At 43.5% G+C, this 24,256-nt stretch carries 22 protein-coding genes; 12 read left to right on the forward strand and 10 right to left on the reverse strand.

Going from position 1 to position 24,256, the window contains the following annotated elements:
- Positions 1–23 precede the first annotated feature (23 nt).
- Positions 24–1,535 (reverse strand): S10 family peptidase, encoded by a 1,512-nt coding sequence (locus BET10_RS04770; RefSeq protein ID WP_070983800.1) that lies wholly within the window; start codon positions 1,533–1,535, stop codon positions 24–26.
- Between the two features lie 346 nt (positions 1,536–1,881).
- On the opposite strand from BET10_RS04770, the gene BET10_RS04775 reads away from it, so the two are divergent.
- The 3 genes from BET10_RS04775 (at position 1,882) to mrcB (ending at position 5,947) form a co-directional block, all read left to right on the forward strand.
- Positions 1,882–2,220, forward strand: a complete 339-nt coding sequence (locus BET10_RS04775; protein WP_070983801.1) for a P-II family nitrogen regulator — start codon at positions 1,882–1,884, stop codon at positions 2,218–2,220.
- Positions 2,221–2,230: 10 nt separating this feature from the next.
- Complete coding sequence (locus BET10_RS04780; protein WP_070983802.1) at positions 2,231–3,463, forward strand: ammonium transporter; 1,233 nt, start codon at positions 2,231–2,233, stop codon at positions 3,461–3,463.
- A gap of 129 nt (positions 3,464–3,592) precedes the next feature.
- Entirely contained in the window at positions 3,593–5,947 is a 2,355-nt protein-coding gene (gene mrcB, locus BET10_RS04785) for a penicillin-binding protein 1B (RefSeq protein WP_070983803.1), read from the forward strand.
- Between the two features lie 6 nt (positions 5,948–5,953).
- Here mrcB and BET10_RS04790 read toward each other — a convergent pair whose 3' ends face one another.
- The 5 genes from BET10_RS04790 to BET10_RS04810 form a co-directional block, all read right to left on the reverse strand.
- Positions 5,954–7,789 (reverse strand): methyl-accepting chemotaxis protein, encoded by a 1,836-nt coding sequence (locus BET10_RS04790; RefSeq protein ID WP_070983804.1) that lies wholly within the window; start codon positions 7,787–7,789, stop codon positions 5,954–5,956.
- A gap of 142 nt (positions 7,790–7,931) precedes the next feature.
- Complete coding sequence (hemL, locus tag BET10_RS04795; protein WP_070983805.1) at positions 7,932–9,212, reverse strand: glutamate-1-semialdehyde 2,1-aminomutase; 1,281 nt, start codon at positions 9,210–9,212, stop codon at positions 7,932–7,934.
- Positions 9,213–9,227: 15 nt separating this feature from the next.
- The gene (locus tag BET10_RS04800; RefSeq protein WP_070983806.1) at positions 9,228–10,244 is read right to left on the reverse strand and encodes an aspartate carbamoyltransferase; all 1,017 of its coding nucleotides are present in this window, start codon (positions 10,242–10,244) and stop codon (positions 9,228–9,230) included.
- Between the two features lie 109 nt (positions 10,245–10,353).
- Positions 10,354–10,788 (reverse strand): CopD family protein, encoded by a 435-nt coding sequence (locus BET10_RS04805; protein WP_070983807.1) that lies wholly within the window; start codon positions 10,786–10,788, stop codon positions 10,354–10,356.
- Positions 10,789–10,798: 10 nt separating this feature from the next.
- Positions 10,799–12,481, reverse strand: a complete 1,683-nt coding sequence (locus tag BET10_RS04810) for a chloride channel protein (protein ID WP_070983808.1) — start codon at positions 12,479–12,481, stop codon at positions 10,799–10,801.
- Between the two features lie 186 nt (positions 12,482–12,667).
- Between BET10_RS04810 and erpA the strand changes: the two genes are divergently transcribed.
- Positions 12,668–13,006, forward strand: coding sequence for an iron-sulfur cluster insertion protein ErpA (gene erpA / locus BET10_RS04815; RefSeq protein WP_070983809.1), 339 nt, complete (start codon positions 12,668–12,670; stop codon positions 13,004–13,006).
- Between the two features lie 541 nt (positions 13,007–13,547).
- The gene (locus BET10_RS04820; protein WP_070983810.1) at positions 13,548–13,790 is read left to right on the forward strand and encodes a helix-turn-helix domain-containing protein; all 243 of its coding nucleotides are present in this window, start codon (positions 13,548–13,550) and stop codon (positions 13,788–13,790) included.
- A 64-nt stretch (positions 13,791–13,854) separates the two neighbouring features.
- Here BET10_RS04820 and BET10_RS04825 read toward each other — a convergent pair whose 3' ends face one another.
- From BET10_RS04825 to BET10_RS04840, 4 genes are read right to left on the reverse strand one after another with little or no spacing between them, the layout of a single operon-like run.
- On the reverse strand, positions 13,855–15,252 hold the full coding sequence (locus tag BET10_RS04825) for an AmpG family muropeptide MFS transporter (RefSeq protein WP_070983811.1): 1,398 nt from the start codon (positions 15,250–15,252) through the stop codon (positions 13,855–13,857).
- A 15-nt stretch (positions 15,253–15,267) separates the two neighbouring features.
- Positions 15,268–15,891 (reverse strand): peptidylprolyl isomerase, encoded by a 624-nt coding sequence (locus BET10_RS04830; protein ID WP_070983812.1) that lies wholly within the window; start codon positions 15,889–15,891, stop codon positions 15,268–15,270.
- Entirely contained in the window at positions 15,891–16,442 is a 552-nt protein-coding gene (locus BET10_RS04835; RefSeq protein ID WP_070983813.1) for a YajG family lipoprotein, read from the reverse strand. Before BET10_RS04835 ends, BET10_RS04830 begins: the two co-directional genes overlap by 1 nt.
- Before the next feature lie 3 nt (positions 16,443–16,445).
- Positions 16,446–17,588, reverse strand: coding sequence for a methyltransferase (locus tag BET10_RS04840; RefSeq protein ID WP_070984051.1), 1,143 nt, complete (start codon positions 17,586–17,588; stop codon positions 16,446–16,448).
- Positions 17,589–17,626: 38 nt separating this feature from the next.
- On the opposite strand from BET10_RS04840, the gene BET10_RS04845 reads away from it, so the two are divergent.
- The 7 genes from BET10_RS04845 (at position 17,627) to BET10_RS04875 (ending at position 24,250) form a co-directional block, all read left to right on the forward strand.
- Positions 17,627–18,247, forward strand: coding sequence for an alpha-ketoglutarate-dependent dioxygenase AlkB family protein (locus tag BET10_RS04845; protein WP_070983814.1), 621 nt, complete (start codon positions 17,627–17,629; stop codon positions 18,245–18,247).
- Between the two features lie 20 nt (positions 18,248–18,267).
- Positions 18,268–18,582 carry a BolA family protein gene (locus tag BET10_RS04850; protein ID WP_070983815.1) on the forward strand — a complete coding sequence of 105 codons (315 nt, stop codon included), beginning with the start codon at positions 18,268–18,270 and terminating at the stop codon, positions 18,580–18,582.
- Between the two features lie 70 nt (positions 18,583–18,652).
- Positions 18,653–19,843: an enoyl-ACP reductase FabV gene (gene fabV, locus BET10_RS04855; RefSeq protein ID WP_070983816.1), complete on the forward strand. Its 1,191-nt coding sequence runs from the start codon at positions 18,653–18,655 to the stop codon at positions 19,841–19,843.
- 490 nt (positions 19,844–20,333) lie between these two features.
- Positions 20,334–21,677, forward strand: coding sequence for a Na(+)-translocating NADH-quinone reductase subunit A (locus BET10_RS04860; protein ID WP_070984052.1), 1,344 nt, complete (start codon positions 20,334–20,336; stop codon positions 21,675–21,677).
- Positions 21,678–21,679: 2 nt separating this feature from the next.
- The gene (locus BET10_RS04865) at positions 21,680–22,879 is read left to right on the forward strand and encodes an NADH:ubiquinone reductase (Na(+)-transporting) subunit B (RefSeq protein WP_070983817.1); all 1,200 of its coding nucleotides are present in this window, start codon (positions 21,680–21,682) and stop codon (positions 22,877–22,879) included.
- Positions 22,872–23,618 carry a Na(+)-translocating NADH-quinone reductase subunit C gene (locus tag BET10_RS04870; RefSeq protein WP_070983818.1) on the forward strand — a complete coding sequence of 249 codons (747 nt, stop codon included), beginning with the start codon at positions 22,872–22,874 and terminating at the stop codon, positions 23,616–23,618. The genes BET10_RS04865 and BET10_RS04870 overlap by 8 nt, the downstream gene beginning before the upstream one ends.
- Positions 23,618–24,250, forward strand: a complete 633-nt coding sequence (locus BET10_RS04875) for an NADH:ubiquinone reductase (Na(+)-transporting) subunit D (protein WP_070983819.1) — start codon at positions 23,618–23,620, stop codon at positions 24,248–24,250. The genes BET10_RS04870 and BET10_RS04875 overlap by 1 nt, the downstream gene beginning before the upstream one ends.
- Positions 24,251–24,256: the final 6 nt, after the last annotated feature.

The following is a 24,256-nucleotide window of genomic DNA, read 5'->3' on the forward strand; positions in this document are numbered from 1 at the left end:
TAGCTTTTGCTACCCGCCAAATGTTATTTGTACTTCGCTGAGCGCGTTTGGCTCGTTAATGATTCAAGAATAAATTCTCGCAGGTCATCGTTTGAAGCTTTTAGATCTTCATGTCTAAGATACATCATATGACCAGAACGGTAGCCTTTGAAGCTTAAACGGTCACGCATTTTTCCACTTGGGTCTAGCTGCCACATGGTGTACTTGGCGTCAAAATAGTTGGTTGCACCATCATAGTAACCCGCTTGAACCAATACGTTCAAATAAGGGTTTTCAGCCATAGCAGCACGCAGTTGTTCGCCGGTATGGTTATTAGTGCGATCCCACGGATGAACATTGGCCAGCATGTTGTATTGCACATCGGTTTTGTAGTTCAGCTCTTCACGAATATAGTGATTGATTGATGGTGTAAAGGCGTGCAACCAAGCGCTTAACTCAGGGAAGTAGTCTGGCGAGTCACCAGCGTCACGTTTGTCGATACCTAAATAACGAGAGTCTAAACGACCTAAGATGTAGCCTTGATCTCGCAGCAGTTCTTTCCAGAACGCATCATCGCTAACATCCAGATTGTTTTGTAATACAAATTGCTTTGACAGGCCGCTATACAGTGCCACACGTTCGGCAATGGATTGTTTATCTTGCTCTGAGATAAATGCGCCTTTTGCTAAGGCCGGTAAGTACTGATTTAAAGTGAAGGCTTCAACTTCTGACAATAACTCAAGTAAGTCTTTTTGTTGTAAGTGTGCTGGTAATACTTTGTGATGCCACGCAGTTGCTGCGAAATAAGGTAAACGGTTGGCGGCTTTCACAGGCCCATCTCGGTTGATACCAATATCCGTTGGAGAAACTAACACCACACCATTTAAGAACCACCAATGCGCTGATTGTAACTCTTTAGCAAGGCCTGATACTCGGGTGGTGCCATAACTTTCACCAATTAAAAATTTAGGTGATAGTGAGCGGCCATTACGGGTGACAAAGGTGTTGATCCAGCTGGCGAGATATTTAATATCAGCATTGACGCCAAAGAATTGTTTTTGTTGTTCTTCTTTGCTGGGCATTTTGCCATCTTTGTCAGGCAGCACGCGAGAGTACCCCGTGTTTACTGGATTCACAAACACAATATCTGCAACATCAAGTACAGAGTAAGGGTTGTCTTTCATGCCATAAGGCTGAACAGGATAACCTTCGTCATCGATTTTTAAAACGCGTGGGCCTGTATAGGCAATGTGCATCCAAACCGACGCAGAACCGGGTCCACCATTGAATGAAATAAGCAGTGGGCGTTTACTTAAATCGTCTACTTTGTCTTTTTTGTAGTAGTTGTAATACAAGGTAGCGGTGGGTTCACCCTGTTCATTCCAAACAGGCTGTGTGCCAGAGGCGACGCTGTAGTTTATACGCTCACCATTAATGGTCGCTTTGTGGTTGGTAACAACTTTACTATCAATATCAATCTTACGTTGGTGCTCAGCTGCGTTGCTACCAAAGCTTATTACTATGGTGCACACAACCAACAGTTTGGTTAAGTTCATACATTTCCCCGAACGATAATTTATTCCCATTAAAATTGCTTTTGTTCCAGTTTTCAAAGGGTATGAGTCGAATGCCCCCAATGGTGGGACGACTGGTGAACCCCGAGTGAAACTGTAAGTGCATTATGCATAGTCAGCAAATCGCTGACGAGCCCATAACAGCTACATTTTTACATTTGCACCAGTAATGAGCATGACGCGCAATATTGCACCCAATTGGTGCGAAATTATACAGAAATCGCCGATGGTAATCATCTAATTATTTGAAATTATTCATTTTAACTTTGTGGCACGAAGGTTGGATTAGCTAAGTAATCAGGATAAACCTGTCCTAAGGGGACCAACAATGAAAATGATAAGTGCAATAATAAAACCATTTAAATTGGATGAAGTTCGCGAAGCGCTAGCTGATTTGGGCGTAGAGGGTATGACAGTCGTAGATGTAAAAGGTTTTGGCCGCCAACGAGGTCATACAGAACTGTATCGTGGCGCTGAATATCAAGTCGATTTTATTCCAAAAATAAAGCTAGAAATAGCAACTCGCAGTGAAAACACACAGCGTGTGGTAGATACACTGACCAAAGCTGCCAGCACCGGTAAAATTGGTGACGGTAAAATATTTGTATATGACTTAGACCAAATCGTGCGGATCCGTACCGGCGAATTAGACGAAGACGCTATTTGAGGGGCCGAAGATGGAAAACGCAATCATAGAACTAAAATTCTCTTTGAATACATTTTACTTTTTAATTTCTGGTGTGTTGGTGATGTGGATGGCAGCAGGTTTTGCCATGCTAGAAGCGGGTTTAGTCCGCTCAAAAAATACCACAGAGATACTCACTAAAAACATTACGCTTTATGCCATCGCTTGTACCATGTTTTTACTCGTAGGGTACAACATCATGTATGTTGGCAATACTGAAGGTGGGATAGTACCAAGCTTTGGTGCGTTGATTGGTGAAGCGTCTGCGGATGCGGATCATGCCTTAGAATCTGACTTTTTCTTCCAAGTAGTATTCGTCGCTACAGCAATGTCGATAGTTTCTGGTGCCGTAGCTGAGCGTATGAAGTTGTGGGCATTTTTAGCATTTACTGTGGTGTTAACTGGGTTTATTTATCCTATTGAGGGGTTTTGGACGTGGGGCGGTGGCTTCTTATCTAAGCTGGGCTTTGTAGATTTTGCAGGCTCTGCGATTGTGCACGGTGCTGGTGCAGCGGCAGCGTTAGCCGGTGTACTATTACTGGGTGCTCGTAAAGGTAAATATGGGAAGAACGGGGAGATTTATCCTATTCCTGGTTCTAACATGCCGTTGGCAACATTAGGTACATTTATTCTATGGATGGGGTGGTTTGGCTTTAATGGTGGCTCGCAATTGTTCTTGGCAGATAAAGCAAATGCCGTTGCTGTGAGCCAAATTTTACTTAACACTAATGCTGCTGCAGCAACGGGGGCGATAGCTGCACTACTTGTGTGTAAAGCGTTGTGGGGTAAAGCTGATTTAACTATGGTACTCAATGGTGCACTGGCAGGTCTTGTGGTGATCACTGCGGAACCTGCATCTCCAACACCTTTATTAGCGTGTCTATTAGGTGCCTTGGGTGGCTCATTAGTCGTGTTTAGTATCGTATTTTTAGACAAAGCTAAAATTGATGACCCAGTAGGTGCGATTTCTGTTCACGGTACATGTGGCATGTTAGGTGTGATGTTGGTGCCATTGTCAAACGGCGATGCAACGTTTGTGAATCAGTTTATCGGCTTGGTATGTATTCTCGGGTTTGTATTTATTGTGTCTTACTTGGTATGGGCTCTGTTGAAAAATACCATGGGGATCCGTGTTGGCGAGGAAGAAGAAATTAACGGTATGGATCAGCATGATTGTGGCATTGATGCGTACCCAGAATTTGTCTCTGTGCGTGGCAATAGTTAATTCATCGAAATCACGTCGAACGTTATCACGTCGAACGGACCCATTGTGGTCCGTTCGCTCTTTCAGGCTTGGTTAATCTAGGGTACTCTATGCTCTGGCATATTTAATTTTGAAGTTTATATAAGTGGTATGGTAGATAAAAAGAATAACAACGCAACGAAGACAAACACTAAATCCACACGTACCACATCTAAATCCACACGCGCAAAAAACACTAAGGGCAAAGCGAAAAAAGCACCGCCGAGCTCGACATTGGGTCGCTTTAGGCAACGCACGTTGGCAACCTGTTGGCGCTTATTATGGAAAGGTACGCTGGCCATAGTAGTGTTAGTCAGCTTTTATATTATTTATCTAGATTCAAAAATTACCCGACAGTTTGAAGGCAGCAAATGGCAACTGCCTGTTCAAGTATATGCTCGCGCTATGAACTTCTATCCTGAACAATTTTTGTCTGAACAGGAGGTGATCTGGGAGCTAAAGCGCCTAAATTATTCGCAAGTTAACCATCTTAGCCGTACAGGTCAGTACATAATTCAAGGGCGGACGATAAAAATCTACCGCCGTGCATTTGAATTTTACAATGGTGTTGAAGAAGGTCAGATCTTTACCCTTAATTTTGCAGGAAAACGCCTTGCCAGTATTGTTGATAAAGGTGGGCGACGTATTGAGCAGGCACGTTTAGAGCCAGTTCAAATAGCGCGTATTGGTAATGAATCAAAACAGGATAGAGAGTTTCTACCGCTCGAAAAATTCCCAAATATTCTTAAACAGGCGTTGTTAGTGGTGGAAGACCGTGAGTTTTACGACCACCATGGTGTTTCTGCATGGTCTATTCTACGAGCGTTGTATACCAATCTAAAAGCTGGGCGTACGGTACAAGGCGGAAGTACGTTGACCCAGCAATTGGCAAAAAATTTCTATTTAAGTCGTGAACGTTCTCTAGTACGAAAAGTGAACGAAGCATTTATTGCTTTAATATTGGACTATCGATATAGCAAAGACGAAATTTTAGAAGCTTACCTCAACGAAGTGTTTATGGGGCAGGCTTATAATCAAGGGGTTCATGGCATGGGGCTGGCGGCTGAGTTTTATTTTGCCAAGCCAGTGGATGAATTGGAGTTTGATCAGATTGCTATGCTGGTGGCCATCGTTAAAGGGCCTTCATATTACAATCCCAGACGCTACCCTGAGCGTGTTCGCGAGCGCCGTGATTTGGTGCTACGCCTACTTGCAGAACAAGGCTATATTTCAACCAATGAACTACGTCAGGCTTTGGTGCGGCCGATAAAAATTCAGCCTTTGGACAAAAGCCGTCAACAGAGCTACCCAGGCTATCTAGAGTTGGTCGACAGAGAGCTTCAAACTTTGCTAACCAATCAAGAAATAATCAATGCGGGCGTGCGTATCTTCACTTACTTTGATCTACAAAAACAAGCTGCTATGGAAAACGCGGTGGAGCAAGGTCTACCGTATCTCGAAAGGCGATTTGATACGTCAAAGCTAGAAACAGCAATGATTTCAGTCAACGTTGAGAAGGGAGGGGTGTCGGCACTGGTTGCAGGGCGAAATATGCGCTTTAGCGGTTTCAACCGTGTGCTGGATACAAAGCGTAACATTGGCTCTTTGGTGAAACCTGCGGTGTACTTAACGGCATTAGAACAGCCGACATACAACCTAGGGACCTTAGTGGAAGATGGGCCTTTGCAAGTGACCGATGAATCGGGAGATGTGTGGCGTCCAGAAAACTTTGACCGAAAATACCGTGGTACATTACCTCTGTATCAAGCGTTTAGTAATAGCATTAATATCCCTGCAGTTAACTTAGGGCTTGATTTAGGCGTACATAATGTCGCATCGACGTTGCAAAAACTAGGTGTGGCAGAGCGGATTAACCAATACCCCTCTTTATTACTTGGAGCGCTAGAGCTGTCTAGCTATGACGTGGCGCAAATGTATACGACCTTGGCTGCCAACGGGCAGTACCGACAGTTAACGACCATTTCAGCCATGACTAACGCCACCGGAAAGGTTTTGTACGAGCATGATGTATTTAGCCGCGAGCGCTTTACACCCGAGGCGAGCTATATGACGAAGTTTGGCCTTAAAAAGGTCACCAAAGAGGGCACCGCAAAGCGTCTTAATCAGCATTTCCCTTCGATTCAATTAGCGGGTAAAACGGGTACTAGTAATGACTTACGAGATAGCTGGTTTGCAGGTTTTGACCACAACACGGTCACCGTTACTTGGATTGGCCGAGATGACAATAAGTCCACTGGGTTAACCGGTGGTAATGGTGCGTTGGAGTTATATATTCGTTATTTAAAACCACTTAACCCGCAAGCGATTGCTGATAACCGCCCCAAGGGAATACGCTGGGCGTTTGTAAATACTCTAACGGGTAAGCAGGCTCCACCGGGATGTGGCCGAGTGGTTCAGCTGCCAATACGCGTCAGCGAGTTTGAACCTAGGCCACTGTGTGAGTAACAGTTGCTAGGTCTTAAATTGACTCATGGCAGATTGTAGATGTTGTGCCATATTGGCCAGTTTCCTAGCGTCGCCTTCAGTGGACACCGCTGAGCTGAGTGTGTGTTCTGCCAAGTTGTTGATCTCACCAGCATCACTGAGTGCTTGTTGCGTGGCGTGACTTTGCTGACGAACAAGCTGGGCAATATGATCACCTTGTTCATCAATATTCACCATGCTTTGTTGGGCAAGCAGTAAAACTTGATTTGTTTGCTCTGCAGCGCTCACACCTTGCTCCATTTTTTCTACACTGCTGCGCATCTTTGTTTGTGTATCATTTGAGGCGTTTTGCAACGAATTAATAATGCTATGAATTTCTTCTGTTTGCTGTTGAGTACGCTTTGCCAGTGTGCGCACTTCATCAGCAACAACGGCAAAGCCACGACCTTGTTCTCCCGCACGGGCGGCTTCGATTGCGGCATTCAGTGCTAATAGGTTGGTTTGTTCGGCAATTTCACTGATAGCAGCACTCACTTTACTAATGTTTTGACTATCTTGCGCCAATTTATCCAAGGCAACTCGGCTTTCTTCGAATTCCTGCTGAAGCACGGCCATATGTTCAGCCAGTTGGGTGGTGTTATGCGACCCTTGTTTCACTTGTTCTGCCGCTGTACTGGCAAGCTCTGTGGCATGTTGCGCCGAGTGTTCCACGGAGTCTGCTGCTTGTGCCATTTCGCTTAGCGCGCCATGAATCGTACTGATTTTCTCTTGCTGTTGATCAACATCATTACGTGTATCTTGGCTGATCTGGCTAAGCTTTTTTGTTGCAGTATCAAGGTTTACACTGGTGCTATTGACTTCCTTAAGCAGCGCTACAAATGCGCTAATCACTTTATTGTACTGTTCAACGATGATAGACATTTCATCGTTGCCGAACGCGGTAGCCTTAGCGCTTAAATCACCTTGAGCTGCACGCCCTGCTGATGTGGAAAAGGCTGAAATACTATCGACTACTGCAAAGTAGAAACCAAACATCAGGTATATAGCCAACAACAGACTGATCATAGCCGCAGTGTCGACACTGTTTCTTATCCAACTTTGTCGCGTTACTTTTTGGGCTAATAACTGCTTGAGTAATGGAGTTGCGGTGCCAATGAAGCGACTTACATCTTTTATGACATTGTCGTGAATTTTTTGGAATTGTGCACCAGATAGTTGTAGCTCATCTGGGTCTAAGAGGTTCTTTTTAATATTGCTTTGGTAATTGTTTAAGCTGGCTTGTAAGCGCTCAAGATGAGGCTGTAACTGTGGTCTAATGTCATTATTTGCAGCCATTGCAACATTGAGTTTACTGCTTAGCTGTGTGAATAGAGCGGGCAGGGCTTTATTGAGATTGGATAGTGAAATAAAGCTATCGGGATTAAATTGCCCATCACTTATCACAACATTTGCTTGCTCTGAGAGTTTATTTACATGCTCAAGCAATTTTGGTGTTGATTCAACCAAGGCGCGGTTGATGTAAGAGCGGGCTAAATCATCATCAATTGCCAACAAAGATTGAATAGACACTTGCTCAATGACAGAGTTTTTGCCATCAACATTATAACCCGCGCGTTTGGCAAGCGAAGCGTTCGCTGCTTCTTGCATGTTCATGGTATTGTCGAGCAAGGCTGGGTAGAGGTTTAACCCAGCCTGTTGACCAATGCTGATGTTGATTGACTGAGACAAGATAGTTGTTAAGAAAAATAAACTAAGGCTCAGAGGTACCAATAAAATACCAAACACCAATCCGATTTTTGTTTTGTACTTGAGGCTCGCCATGAGCCGAATTGCCGGAGCGCAGAATGATCTTATGCCTTGCATGGAGTTCTCTTTAGGTTGCAGTTACAGTGATAAAGACCTGCCAAATGCTAATGTTAGTTCAATTTAGTTGAGTTTGTGCAAGGGAAGGAGAAATGTTTTGCTTCGGCCAGCGATTTGTACGCTGGCCGAAATGAGGCGCTAGTTACAGCTTTGCAAAAGCACGCTTGGCAGCGGCAATGGTATTTTCAATATCTTGTTGTGTATGCATGGTACTGACAAAACCCGCTTCAAATGCAGAAGGAGCAAGGTACACCCCTTCCTCAAGCATCAAGTGGAAGAATCGCTTAAAACGCTCTAGATCGCACTCGGTCGCTTGTTGATAGCTACTTACGCTATGAGCAGTTGTGAAGAAAAAGCCGAACATACCACCTGCGTAGTTAGTTGTTAGTGCAATACCAGCGTCATCAGCGGCTTGCTGGAAGCCTTCACAAAGCGCTTTACTCTTAGCTTCAAGTTGCTCGTGCAAGCCTGGCTCACAAAGTAGTTCTAACGCTTTGAGTCCTGCCGCCATCGCAATTGGGTTACCCGAAAGCGTACCAGCTTGATAAACAGGACCAACAGGGGCAATAAAGTCCATAATCTCTTGTTTACCACCGAATGCGCCAACCGGCATACCGCCACCGATGACTTTTCCTAGACAGGTAAGATCTGGAGTGATGTTATAGTACTGCTGTGCGCCACCTAAAGCGACGCGGAAACCGGTCATCACTTCGTCAAAAATCAGCACTGCACCATGTTCGTCACACACTGAGCGTAACCCCTCTAAAAAGCCAGGGGTTGGTGGAATGCAGTTCATGTTGCCCGCGACGGGTTCCACGATGATACAAGCTATCTCATCTTTGTATTGAGCAAAGATTGCTTTTACTTCATCTAAGTTGTTGAACGATACAGTGAGAGTATGCTTTGCAAAGTCCGCAGGGATCCCAGGAGAGTTTGGTACGCCCATAGTTAGCGCACCTGAGCCAGCCTTGACCAGTAGTGAGTCAGCATGGCCGTGGTAACACCCTTCAAACTTCAATATTTTATCGCGCCCTGTGTAGCCGCGAGCAAGGCGGATGGCGCTCATAGTTGCCTCTGTACCTGAACTGACCATGCGCACTTTTTCAATTGACGGAACCAGCTGTTTAACTTTTTCTGCCATTAAAATTTCGGTTTCAGTTGGTGCGCCGTAGCTTAGGCCATTTTCAACAGCTTCAAGTACAGCCTGTTTGATTTGTGGGTGATTATGACCCAAAATCATTGGCCCCCAAGAACCAACATAATCTATGTATTTGTTATTGTCAGCATCATAGGTGTGCGAACCTTCTGCTTTGGTAATGAATAGTGGTGTGCCGCCTACGCCATTAAATGCGCGAACTGGTGAGTTTACGCCACCTGGGATAGATGCTTGGGCACGAGTGAATAGATCTTGGCTAATCGTCATGGTTATTCCTATTAATTAACTGTTTCGTTTGCGGCTAAACCAAGGTACATCTGCTTCATACTTTTCAACCTGATTTTCGACCCCAAGGGTCAATGCAAACAGAGCCATACGAATCAGTACGCCGTTTTGTACTTGGCGGAAAATGGCCAGATTATCATTGCTATTTAAGTCGTTATCCAGCTCATTTGCATCTAAGCGACTATCACGTGGCAAAGGATGCATTAAAACTGAACTGGGCTTACAGTGTGCGTTGTAAATAGCCTGACTAATTCTAAAACCACCGCGATACTTGTTGGCTTCTTCTTGGGAAGGGAAGCGTTCTTCTTGGATGCGTGTTTGATATACGATGTCAGCGGCTAGATTGCCTTCCATTTGTGAGGCCAGTTCAATTTTGTGGCCCGCGTTAGTGACGCTATCCAAAATGTAATCAGGCATTTGCAAACCATCAGGCGCGACCATCGTGAAGCGAATATCTTTGTAATGACAAAGCAACTTGGAAAGTGAGTGAACAGTACGGCCATATTTAAGATCGCCCACCAAAGCGATGTGCATTCCATCAATAGCACTGTTAAAACGACCGAGTTCTCGCTCAATGGTGAGTAAATCTAACAATGCTTGTGTTGGGTGTTCGTTGGGACCGTCGCCACCATTGATAACGGGCACATCTGAACCTGTAGCAAATTCGCTCACTGATCCTGCATCAGGGTGGCGCATGGCTACCGCATCCGCATATGCTGAAATGACTCGTGCAGTATCGTATAGTGATTCACCTTTTGCTAAGGCCGAACTCTGCATTCCAGTGGTTTCGCGTACCAATCCACCTAATAAGTTAAATGCTGTACCAAAGCTTACTCGCGTGCGCGTGCTTGGCTCAAAGAACAAATTAGCCAAAATAGCACCTTCGAGTACGCGAGTTCGCTTGTGCTTTTTCGCGTAAGGTTCCATCTTTTTGGCAACAGTAAAGATATGCTCTATCGCTTCTCTGTCTAACTGATTGACAGAAAGTATATTTTCACCTTGGAAACTTAACATGGGGGCGGTTCCTAATCACACATAAACAACGGGTTGTATGTTACAGACAACCCAGCCGTGATAACGCGCACATAACATCGCGGTTATTTGGCGCGCTATCATAGCATAGTTATAGATTAGGTTTGAGTACTGCGAGCAGAACTATTGCTAATAAAAGTAACACTGGAAACTCATTGAAGTAACGATAAAAGCGATCGCTTCGTTGGTTTCTATCATGTTTGAAGTTGCTAAGTAGCTTAAAGCAGTAACCGTGATAGATATAAAGCAGGATTACGAATACCAGTTTGTAGTGCAACCACATGCTGTGACGAAACCAATCACGGCCATATTCAATGATGGTAAGTACACCAAACAATAAGGTAAACACAGCAAAAGGCGTGACAAAATAAAGTAAACGACGTTCCATTATTTTCAGCATGGCACTACAGGACTTCTCTTCGGTCATCGCATGGTATACAAACAGGCGGGGGACATAAAAAATACCTGCAAACCAAGCTACCATAAAAAATATATGTAGTGCTTTATAAATAAGTAATGCGCTCATAACGTCCTCGTTAAAGTAAGCTGTTTCGAATGGTTAGAATATGGCGAATCTGGTCCCAACGCAGTAGCCCCATTATTTGCTTTTTATCTTTTTGGTTGTAGACATAGACAGCACCACTGCGTTTATCTTTTAAAATATCAAATGCATCAGACAACGTCGCTTGGCTACTTAGCCCTTGCAGTGGAATATATGAAATACTCATGCTTTGATCACTCATCAAGCTGAGATCATATTCTGCTAGACGATAACCATTTTGCTCATCATATACGATGAGTGGTGTTTGGCTGTTGACGGCTGCTAAGGTATCTTTAATTTGCTCTTTGTCGTCGGAATAAAGTAATTTAAAGTTTTCATCCATTTCTTCCATGATCCCCACTTTTTGAAGTGCTTCACTGGCTGGTGACACTTGATAGGGCAAGCCTTGAAAGTCGAGCTGTTGTAAAAAGATGGAGCGATTACCAAACACTTGCAATGCGGTAATGTATGCAGCTGAGATCACTAACATCGCGGGTACGATAATTTTCGGGTTTGAAGTTAACTCCATTACAGCGGTCAGAGCAGCCAGTGGCGCATGTAAAGTTGCTGCCAACAACCCAGCCATACCTAGTACGCCATATGTACCACTCACATCGACACCAGGTGAAATATATTGTGCAAAAAAAGACATCAATGTACCCATCACAACTCCTAAGCCGATGACTGGACCTATCAGGCCCCCGGGGATCCCCAGTCCAATAGCAAATAAAGTGGCGAGTAGCTTTGCAATTAACACGGTAGTCAGAAGTTGGATATTATCGGGGGACTCAACGGCCAAGCGTATGGCACTCATACCTGAGCCCATCGCTTCCGGCACTAAATAGCCTATAAAACCAGCAATAAGGCCCGCCAGCATCAGTCGTGGAAACATGCTGACTGGGTTAAAAGCCCTGATAATGAGCATCAGATTTTGATTAAAGCTAAATGCAATAGCACCGAGAATTACGCCACACAGGATAAGGTACGGATAATGCCAAAAGCTCAAGGTGCTGATACTAATCAATGCCAACTCGCTGTCATTGCCGAAAACGAATTGTGTGGCTAACGCCCCTGTGACCGCAGCCAACATAATTGGCACAAAAATATGCACCTTGTATTCACGCAACACGACTTCCATAACAAAGATAACCGCCGCAAGGGGGGTATTAAAGGAAGCTGCAATCCCTGCTGCTACACCACAGCCTGCAAGCGTTCTGGCTGAGTTAAGCGGTAAGTGAAGACGCTCTGCTAAAATACTTGCGCCTGTGGCCCCCATATGTACGGATGGACCCTCACGACCAACAGAAAAGCCGCAGATCAGTGCAACGGCACCACCAAAAAACTGGTTTGCGGTATTCCAAATGGGCATTTGACCATAGTGATGCTTTATTCGGTGGATAACAAAAGGAATACCTAGGCGGTAGTGTTTGAAACCCGTTAAGTCTGCAAATACTGCAATCAACAACGCAGCGATAACTGGGAGAATAACGCGCTGATGCTCAGCAAGTGTTGAAAAATCCTCAGAAGTTTCTAAAAACAACCCTTGTACACTGGCAATTGTCAAACGAAATAGGATGATCAGAATAGCTGCTAGTAACCCAGCAGCAACACCAAGCAAGCATAACTGCACTGAAGTTTTAGGTTTAGCAAGGCGACGCCTGAGAGTATCCAGCGACATGTTTAAATTCCAAGTCATAATAAGGACTTAAGTCTACCAAAAAAATGTCATATCGTCCTTGTTCATTGCATATAAAGTTTCAAGGTTTAGTGCACAAACACGGATTTTTAGAGAAATAACTATACTTGATTAAAATACTCGGGTATTAGATAATTGCCTTATAGAGTGTATAAAGGTCGAGCGAATATGTCTGAACAGTTACCTATTCAATTTAGTGACGCAGCAGCGAAAAGAGTAAAAGAGTTGATTGAGGAAGAGGAAAACTCAAACCTTAAGTTACGAGTTTATGTAACAGGTGGTGGCTGCTCTGGTTTTCAGTATGGTTTTACATTTGACGAAAAAGCCAACCCAGGCGATCTGGAAATTGAAAAAAATGGTGTGACCATGGTGGTTGACCCTATGAGTATTCAATACCTAATCGATGGTGTTGTTGACTACACTGAAGGCTTAGAGGGGGCTCGCTTTTTTGTGAACAACCCGAATGCCACAACAACCTGCGGCTGCGGTGCAAGCTTCAGCGTTTAATTTTTATTTGATTTAGAAGCCACTCATAGCAGTGGCTTTTTTATGTATTTTGTGTGACTTGAATCATTAATACAAAGAAGCCTAATACAAAGGTACTAAATGCCAAAATATACACAAATCCGCGTTTTCCTTTCTTAATTGGCACTCCATTAGTGCGTAAAAAGCAATACCACGCTATGCAAAGTAAAATTGGTAACAAAAACAGCAATCTGATCATTTATATTCAGCCTACATTATAGTTAATATGTTAATATTAGACCTAACTATATATTTTTTAAAGAAAAATATTTTATTATTAAAAGTGGTACATTTTATAAAATTTTTGTTAAAGTTAAGGTGTCTAAACACTTAAACAAAAAGTTTTTCATAACAGAAGTTTTAATTAGGTGTTAAAAGAATTATAGTCTATACCTAATTTGGTACATGGGAACAAAGAGTGAATACTTGGCGTTCTTTATGGTATACAATACAACAGCTCAATCGAGACGGGCATATTTCGTTTGAGAAATTTATTAATATCATCTAGTAGGAGATGTTTAATATGATGGGAAAAACTGTTTCTTCTGAAGAGAACGGTAAGCTAACTAAATGGCTTAAGTCAAAGCGCCATGAAAAAGGCCATACAATGCGTAGCCTTGCTCAAGTGTTAGGAACGCCGCATTCGTTCATCGGTAAAATTGAAAATCAAGAGCGTCGCTTAGATGTCATTGAATTTTTACGTTATTGCGAAGCATTAGAAGTAGACCCGTATGAAGGTCTTCATTTATTGAAAGATGAGCAGTAACAGTTCATTTTGATAGGTGCAGGGATTTGCACCTCAATTATTCTCTCACCTTTTTAATCCAGTGCTAAACCTTTTCCTTAAAGTTTACTCTAGAATGATATGATGCCTCGATGGCGTATAATTTGTGCCTTATAAAGTATAAAAATGCCAATGATGGCGTGACCATCAGTGCTGTTAGTGCAAAAAATACCGCCCAGTTACCAGCTAGCCAATCATCAATAACTACGCCACTGTAGCTCGAAAGCACGGTTCTACCTAAACTACTGAGTGATGCTAACAGTGCATAATGTGTCGCACTAAATGCTCTGTCACAGAGCATAGAAATGAAGGCGACCATGGCAACCAAAGACCAAGCTTGAGTAAAACCATCAATCACAATAGCCATAGCGTATAGGTGCTCCTTTGGGCCCGCGATAGCAATCCACGAGAACATCAAGTTTGATGCGGCCATGGCAACACCACTGACAAACAATCCTTTGACGATTCCATAACGGTGATTAAATATACTGCCCAAGAAAGCAAATATGATAGTGATAACACCCGATCCGAGTTTAGAGTATTGTCCTATCTGACTGTTTGTAAAGCCAATTTCTTTGTAGAAGACGATCGACATACGCGCCAGAAATGACTCACCGATTTTGAACAAAAAGACAAATGCCAACAGGGCTATTGCTGTTTTTACGCCGTTTTTGCGAAAAAAGCTCTTGAACGGTTCTATCAGTGTAACCGCAAGCCATGCTGTGAGCTGACTAAGCTTTCCAGGGGCTAACTCAATTAACTTAGCTTGGTAGGCTTGTTCCAGTTGCGCTTGTACAACGTCACGATTAGATTCGGGCTCCTTTGCTAATAAGGTAACCACGACCAGCATTAACATAATTGCGGCGAGAAATACGTAAATGTGTGGCCAATTTAAGTTAGGAAGATCGGCTAGAAAAAATGGCATAGCGCCAAGTAAAGCATATCCTGTCCACCATCCCGATGTAGCCATAGCGGCCGCCGCAGTTGCTTTTTCGCTTTCTTCCTCGGGAAGTGAGTCAATACGAAAAGCATCAATGGCGATATCATGGGTTGCAGATGATAAGGCGATGACGAAGCAAAGTAGTGCGGCTACAAATAGCTGCTCTTTTAGCGCCACAGTAGACATCGCTAGGGTGGCGGCTGCGATGATACACTGGCACAGTAAAATCCAGCTACGTCGCTGCCCAAGTAAGCGTTCTAAGATAGGCAGTTTGACCCGATCTATAAGCGGCGACCATAAGAAATTAACCGTGTAGGCTGCAAAGACAAGGCCAAACAAACCTATCATACTGCGACTGAGGCCCTCGTCTTTTAGCCAAGCAGACATCACCGAGCCAATTAATACCCATGGGAAGCCACTGCTGATCCCCAACATGAAAATGGTCACTAAGCGTTTGTCTTTATAGTAGCTTAGGTACTCGCGCAAACTGGCTTTGAGGATCATATACTTCCTTGTTTATTAAAGAGGCTGTGCTTCTAATACACTGACATCAAAGATAATGACAGGAGTTTTAGGAATGAAGGTGTAGCCGAGTTTACTGTTATAGCCGGTCTCTACTTGCATAATTTTATCAAGTGTTTCATAGCCTTCTACAACACTACCAAAGACAGCAAAACCCCAGTCTCGACCAGGGTTTAGGTGATCATTATCGTTCATATTGAAGAAGAATTGACGGGTGCCTGAATGCGGCTTGTTATCCTGATAGGCCATTGCTACGGTATACATATCATTTTTTAAGCCATTGCCGCTTTCGTTAAAAATCGGTGCGCGCTCAAACATACCATCGTACTCTTTGTCGTATCCGCCACCTTGGATCACAAAATCGGTTTCATTTACTTCATCGCGCTCTACACGATGAAAAACAGAGCCTTTGTAATCGCCATTAATGACGTAAGTTAAAAAGTTATTGACCGTTATAGGGGCGCGCGAGCGATCCAGCTCAATCACAATGTCGCCAAGGCTAGTTGCTATTTTGACCCTTGGAAACAAATTGTCTTTTTGAACAAAGCGGCCTTCTTTGTTCATCGCTACGCTTGTAAATGAAAATAATAAGCACGATAAAAAAATGATGATATTTTTCATTATGATCCCTGTAAGAAGTGTATGAGTTCTTGGTCTGATACAATGCGAGTGATGAGCATTTCAGTCAAGTCATTGAGTTGAGATTCAATTTTTGCCTGATCGTGGCGCAGCGGACCATTTAGCTCAGATTTTGCTGAGTAGCTTTTCTCAAAGCTTCTATTTCCTTTTGTTACTGTCACCTTAAATTGAGCTTTGGCGATGCTGTGGTGCTTGCTCAGCGATTCAGTAATCAAGCTTGAAAATTCGTTAATGTGTAGCACTAACTGGTTGTTTGCAAGTGTCGACACCGTTGCACCATTAACTTGTAGCGCTTGCTTAAACGCGTTGCCCACGACGGTTGGCACATTGGCGTCGGGTAGGTAAAGTGCCGGCTCTTGATTGAGCACTCGTATGGTAAAGTTACCGATCCGATTGTCAGAAACAGACAACTGCACGGGTGCTTGAATATTTACAAGTGCCCCAGATGAATAGCTTGGATTGAGTATCACCGTTTTTGGTGAACTGGCACAACCGGCCAAAAAAATTAGTAAGATAGCAAAAATTAATTTCATTTATTAACCTCTTCTTATCGTACTCAGTACGGTAAATTTTTTGTTGTTGCCAATGATCTTACAGTTACCGAACAGTCGATTAAGTTTGTCTTGGTAATCAAGATGTCGATTGCCGATGATTCGTAATTCTCCGCCTTTTTTTAATACGTGCTTTGCCTGTACAAACATTTGCCAAGCGATATGGTCGGTAATTGCCTGTGCTTGGTGAAAAGGAGGGTTACATAACACTAAGTCAGCTGAACCTGAGGTGAAATCGCTAAGACAGTCGTTTTGGATAAACTGACAACGCTCTAGTGCTTCGGGTAAGTTTTGAGTGATATTGTCTTTAGCGCTGGCAACCGCCATCGCCGATTCATCCACAAAAGTGAGGCGTGCGTTTGGCATATGCTGCAAAGTTAGCAAGCCTATTACCCCATTACCACAGCCTAAATCAATGACTTTGAGTGGCTTTTTTCCTCGTGGGAGATAGTTCATAAAGAATCGCGCTCCGATATCTAAAGAGTCTCGAGAGAACACGTTCGCATGGTTCGTTAAAACAAACTCTGTTTTTTCCAAAGGCCAAGACACCGGAAACTTGCTCGTTACGGGCTTGGCAGTTGTCTCACTGAAAATGAGTCGGGCTTTTTTAACCGCCAAACTTGTGGTCGGTTCATGCAAATAATGGCTAAAGCTCTTTAACGTAGAGGTGTGAATTTCTTTAGCTTTGCCTGCCGCAATGACTTTTATATCGGCTGGTAATTGGCTTAACAAAGATAGCTGGTGTGCCAAAAAACCCGCATTCTTGGGGACTTTAAGCAACACTAGATCGACATCATTTGGTAGTGCACTCAGACTATCCAAATAACGAACATCACTATCATCTAACTGGTTTTCAATCAGGTTGTATTGACATGCTTGATGGGCGATGAAAGAGTCGCTCACGTTGGTAACTTGTCGCTTTGCATTGGTTGATAGTAATGCACAACTTAAAGCGCCAAAACCGTCATTGAGTACCAAAATACGCTGCGCTTGGTTATGATGCTCAAGCACGTAGTCAACGAGGTATTCGTCAGCAGCATCCCATGCTTGCAGACTGCGGTTTTTTTGTTCTAAAGGAAAACGGTGTAGGGTTAGGGTATTGCCACCTAATAACGCATCAGTTGTCATAATATAAAGAAACATGTATCGAATAGGTGAATAGTATCATGACATTGTCTCAGCCTGAACAGCTCTTACCCTCGGGTTTTGATTATCATCCCGCTGTCATCAGTCTAGATAAAAGCATTGCCCTGTATGATTATCTTTGTGAGCAGCTGATTTGGCAGCAGCCTCGCATTCAGGTTTTTGGTAAATATCACACTATTCCCCGTAAGCAATGCTTCATCGCTGACGATGATGTGGTCTATAGCTATTCAAAACAAACGCTCAACAATTCGCCTTGGCCTGCGCCTCTTTTGGCAATGCGACACCGGCTGCAACGCACGTATGGCTTTGACTTTAATGCCTTATTGGTCAATTGGTACCGAGATGGTCAAGATAAAATGGGCTGGCATAGTGATGATGAAGCTGAGCTTGGCCAAGAGCCATGTATCGTATCTATTTCTCTTGGTGCATCACGCAAGTTTAAGATAAAACACAAAGTGACAGGTCAGCAGTATGAACTGTTGCTACAAAGCGGTAGTGTGCTGGTGATGCATGGCGACAGCCAACAGTTGTACCAACACGCTTTGCCAGCGCAAGCAAAAGTATCGGGTGGGCGAATCAATTTAACTTTCAGAACGGTTGGTCAAGCGTTAACAAAAGCGTATAGTAACGGCCGTAAATAAATTCGAATTAAGGGGTTAGCATGTCGATGCAAGCGCAAATCTACGATAAATTGGCGGCGGCAATTAGCTGTAAACACCTCAATGTCGTAAACGAAAGTCATATGCATAGTCGTGGCGAAGAATCTCATTTTAAGGTCGTAGTGGTGAGCGAGGAGTTTGTTGGAAAACGTTTGCTACAACGCCATAGAAAAGTGAATGAGGTTTTGCAACAAGAGTTGGCAGAGCATATTCATGCTTTGTCTATCCATGCCTATACGCCTGAAGAATACAGCGAAAAAGCAGGGCAAATACCTGATTCACCTAATTGTTTAGGTGGCTCTAAGTTGGATAACTAGCTGATCAGACCTGTATTTGTCTGATCAACCATTAAACTATGACAGTTTTTGAAAAATTATAGGATTGATTATGGTCGTTAAACCGAAAATTCGTGGTTTTATTTGTACCAATGCACACCCAGTGGGTTGTGCTGCGCACGTAAAAGAGCAAATTGCTTACGTTAAAGCACAAGGCCAAGTTGCCAATGGCCCTAAAAATGTACTGGTGATTGGTGCATCAACAGGCTACGGCTTGGCATCGCGTATTACTGCGGCTTTTGGTGCCGGTGCTAAAACGCTAGGCATCTTTTTCGAAAAAGAAGGTTCTGAGCGCAAAACTGCTTCGGCAGGATGGTACAATACTGCGGCTTTCCAGCAAGCGGCTGATGAAGCAGGGTTATGGTCAAAAAATATCAATGGCGATGCTTTTTCTGATGAGATAAAAGCTAAGACCGTTGAGACGATTAAAGCTGAAATGGGTAAAGTAGACCTTATCATCTACAGCCTAGCATCACCTCGTCGTACAGACCCGAAAACGGGTGAAGTTTACTCTTCAACACTTAAGCCAATTGGTCGTGATGTTACGACTAAAAACTTAAACACGTCTAAGCGTGAAATCGATGAAGTGAAGGTAGAAGCTGCAAATGAAGATGAAATCGCTAACACCGTGAAAGTAATGGGCGGCGAAGATTGGGAGCTTTGGATTGAGGCTCTAAAAGATGCAGACGTACTGGCTGACAACTTCAAAACAACGGCCTACACCTATATTGGTAAAGAGCTTACTTGGCCTATCTACGGTCATGCAACCATTGGTAAAGCAAAAGAAGACTTAGACCGTGCAACGGCGGCCATTAAAGAGTCTACAGCTGCGCTAAACGGTGAAGCATATGTATCATCACTAAATGCGGTTGTGACGCAGGCAAGCTCAGCAATTCCGATTATGCCTTTGTATATCTCTGCATTATTTAAAGTCATGAAAGCAGATGGCACATATGAAGGGACCATCGAGCAGATTGATGCGTTATTCCGTGAAAACCTATATGGCGAAACACCTCGCTTTGATGACGGCGGTCACTTGTTCCAAAACTATAAAGAATTGGAAGATGACGTGCAGGCCCGTGTGCAGCATATTTGGGATACGGTAACGACAGAAACTATTGATGAGCTGACTGATTATGTAGGTTACCATAATGAGTTTTTACGCTTGTTCGGTTTTGGTATCGATACCATTGATTATGAGCAAGACGTTAACCCAGATGTGGCAATCAACAATCTAATCTAAGTCGAATTATATTAGATAAAGCGGCTAAGTTGACCATTGGCTTTGATGGTTGGTTAGCCGCTTTTTTATTGTCGCTATCTTCAGAAAATCGCAGCCTGTTTCTAGAACACTCACTCAGCAGTAACAATCGTTATTTTTATCTATGACTTTATCAACTCGTTGAACGATGTTGTTCAGTGGTCCAGCGCCACGGCGACTACGCATAGAGAAAGCGAACTCTCCAAAGGACAAACTTTCTATTGTGCTACTTTAGTCTATACTGCTCTCAATGCTGGCGGCAAAGCCAATGAAAGCCATATTAATTTTGCAATTCCACTCGCATAGTTTGAGTGATTAATGTTAAAATCACAGAAATATATGAGAATACAACTACGATGCTTGTTCGATATTTGTTCAAGTGGCTCTTTGATACTGAATTGATATGAGGCAACAAGCGCCGTGGTAACTAAAGATTTTTCAATTTCTTTCCGTTAATGTAATGCAAGTGCGTATGATCAACATAAAAAAAGGTCTGGACTTACCCATAGAGGGCGCGCCTCAGCAAGTGATTCATGATGGTTCTGCCGTCAAACGAGTTGCTGTGCTTGGCGAAGAGTTTATTGGTATGCGTCCTACCATGCATGTTCGTGTGGATGACCAAGTCAAAAAAGGCCAAGTTCTTTTTGAAGACAAAAAGAATCCTGGCGTCAAGTTTACTGCACCAGCTGCTGGTGTAGTTAAAGAAATCAACCGTGGTGCTAAGCGTGTACTGCAATCCGTAGTGATTGAGGTACAAGGCAACGAGCAAATCACTTTTGACAAGTTCTCTGCTACCGAGTTAAGTGGCTTAGAGCGTGACAAAGTGAAAGAAGTGCTTGTTGAGTCAGGTCAATGGCCTGCGCTAAGAGCACGTCCTTTTAGCAAAGTAGCTGCAATTGATGCAACACCAAGTTCTATCTTCGTGACTGCAATCGATACTAACCCGTTAGCTGCGGATCCAGCTGTGATTATTGCCCAAAATGTGGAAGCATTTGAAGCAGGTCTTGCAGTGGTATCTCGTTTGACTGATGGCAAAGTATTTGTTTGTAAGAAAGCGGGTAGCAAGGTGCCAAGTTCATCGCTTTCTCAAGTAGAAGTGCATGAATTTGCTGGTGTTCACCCTGCAGGTTTAGTGGGTACTCACATTCACCACTTAGACCCAGTATCTGCGAATAAGCAGGTATGGCACTTGGGATATCAAGACGTGATTGCGTTTGGTCAGTTATTCTTAACTGGCGAAATCTACGCTGAGCGTGTTGTTTCTCTTGCTGGTCCTCGTGTTAAAAACCCACGTTTAGTTAAAACTCAACTAGGTGCGTCGCTAACAGATTTAGTAGCAGGCGAGCTTGAAGACGGTGATAACCGAGTCATTTCTGGCTCTGTGTTAGCTGGTAAAACAGCAACTGGCCCTCACGCTTTCCTTGGTCGTTACCATGTTCAAGTATCAGTATTACTTGAAGGCCGCGAGAAAGAGCTATTTGGCTGGATTGCACCAGGTAGTGACAAATTCTCAGTAACACGTACGTTTATTTCACACTTAGCGCCAAGTCGTTTATTTAAGATGACAACCTCAACGGGCGGTTCTAAGCGTGCCATGGTACCAATCGGTAACTATGAGCGTGTTATGCCACTCGATATCTTACCAACACCACTATTACGTGACTTAATCTCACGTGATCTAGATGGTGCAATTGCGTTGGGTGCGTTGGAGCTGGATGAAGAAGATTTAGCACTATGTACCTTCGTATGTCCTGGCAAGTATGAGTACGGTTCAATCCTGCGCGATTGCCTGACTACTATCGAGAAGGAAGGTTAAAAATGGCCTTAAAGAAATTTTTAGAAGACATTGAACCTCACTTTGAACCTGGTGGTAAACACGAAAAGTGGTATGCGTTGTACGAAGCAGTGGCAACCATTTTCTACACGCCGGGTTATGTAAACAAAGGTGCAACTCACGTACGTGACAACATCGACCTAAAACGTATTATGATTTTAGTGTGGATGGCAACATTCCCTGCTATGTTCTTTGGTATGTTCAACATTGGTCACCAAGCAGCTATCGCACTTGGTAACGGTTTTGAACTAGCAAACACTTGGCAAGTAGCGATTTTCCAAGCATTGGGTGGTGAGTTAACCGCACAATCAGGTTGGGGCGCTAAGATGTTTTACGGTGCATGTTTTTACTTACCTATTTACGCCACAGTGTTTGCTGTAGGTGGTTTTTGGGAAGTACTATTTGCGTCAATCCGTAAGCACGAAGTAAACGAAGGTTTCTTCGTAACATCGGTACTTTTCTCTTTAATTCTTCCTGCAACGATTCCTCTTTGGCAAGCAGCCCTTGGTATTACCTTCGGTGTTGTTGTTGCAAAAGAAGTGTTTGGTGGTACAGGCCGTAACTTCCTAAACCCTGCGCTTGCTGGTCGTGCATTCCTATTCTTTGCATACCCTGCAAATATTTCAGGTGACACAGTATGGACAGCGGTTGACTCATTCTCAGGTGCAACATACCTAGGTCAAGCAGCTCAAGGTGCTTTAGACTTCAATAACATGGTTCTTTGGTGGGATGCGTTCTACGGTTTCATTCAAGGTTCTATGGGTGAAACGTCTACGCTCGCGCTGATGATCGGTGGCTTCTTCCTGATGTATGTTCGTATTGCATCATGGCGTATCGTACTAGGTGTATTCCTAGGTATGGTGGCGATGGCGAGCCTGTTTAACGCATTAGGTTCAGACACTAACGCTGCGTTTGCTATGCCTTGGTACTGGCATTTAGTATTAGGTGGTTTTGCATTTGGTATGTTCTTTATGGCGACTGACCCAGTTTCTGCGTCGTTCACTGATAAAGGTAAGTTTGCATACGGTGCACTAATTGGTGTGATGGTTGTATTAATCCGTGTGGTTAACCCTGCATACCCAGAAGGCATGATGTTAGCAATTCTTTTCGCTAACTTGTTTGCTCCACTATTCGACCACTTTGTAGTGCAGTCCAATGTTAAGAGGAGATTAGCACGTGTCTAGTAACAATGAATCTATCGGCAAAACATTAGGCGTCGTTGTTAGTCTTTGTTTGGTATGTGCAGTCGTAGTATCTGTTGCTTCGGTACAACTACGTCCATTACAACAAGCTAACAAAATCCAAGACGTGCAACGCAATATTCTTGCAGCTGCTGGCTTTAAAGATGTGAAAGACGTTGAAGCAACATTTAAAGCAAATATCGAACCTCGCGTTATCGATATGAAAACAGGTGAATATGTAGATGTAGATCACAGTTCATTTGATTTCGAAAGCACTAAATATGATGCAGCTCGTAGCTTTGCTATCCCTAAAGAGGATGACTTAGCGGGCATTCAGCGTATGACTCATAACTCTCCGGTTTATCTTGCAAAAGATGAAAGCGGTCAGGTGTCTACGGTTATCCTACCAATTCAAGGCTATGGCCTTTGGGGTGTTATGTTTGGCTTCCTAGCATTGGATGATGATGGTCAAACAATCAAAGCGATTCAATTCTACAAGCACAACGAAACTGCGGGTCTAGGTGGTGAAATCCAAAACCCTAAGTGGACAGCAACGTGGAATGGTAAGCAGCTTCCGGTTGATATCGTTAAAGGTACAGCAGGCGACAACGAGCATAAGATCGATGGCTTGTCTGGCGCTACCTTGACGTCAAACGGTGTGGATAACACGATTGATTTTTGGACTAGCAACAAAGGCTTTGGTCCATTCCTTGCGAAAGTACGTAAAGGAGCATTGAACTAATGGCTAACACTAAAGAAATGAAAGAAGTCTTGTTTGGCCCTGTCTTTGCAAACAACCCGATTGCCCTTCAGGTATTAGGTATTTGTTCAGCATTGGCGGTAACATCAAGCCTTAAAAATGCTTTGATCATGTCAATTGCTTTGACATTGGTAACCGCATTTTCAAGCTTATTCATCTCTATGATGCGTAACCACATTCCTTCGAGTGTACGTATTATTGTGCAGATGACCATCATTGCCTCATTGGTAATCGTTGTTGATCAGGTGCTACAGGCGGTTGTTTACTCAACGGCTAAAGAGCTTTCAACGTTCATCGGTTTGATCATTACTAACTGTATCGTAATGGGTCGCGCTGAAGCTTATGCGATGAAGTCACCACCTGCGATGTCATTCTTAGATGGTATCGGTAACGGTTTAGGTTACTCAGTGGTACTACTAACGGTTGGTTTCGTTCGTGAACTATTCGGTTCTGGTACTTTATTTGGTGTTGAGATCTTGCCACTCGTTTCTGACGGTGGTTGGTATCGCCCAATGGGTCTACTGATTATGCCATTCAGCTCGTTCTTCTTGGTAGGTATCTTTATTTGGATACTTCGTACATACAAGAAAGATCAAGTAGAAGCGAAGGCGTAAGGGGAG

Origin of the sequence: Pseudoalteromonas amylolytica (genome assembly GCF_001854605.1) — a bacterium.
In the GTDB taxonomy this organism is placed as follows: Bacteria; Pseudomonadota; Gammaproteobacteria; order Enterobacterales; family Alteromonadaceae; genus Pseudoalteromonas; species Pseudoalteromonas amylolytica.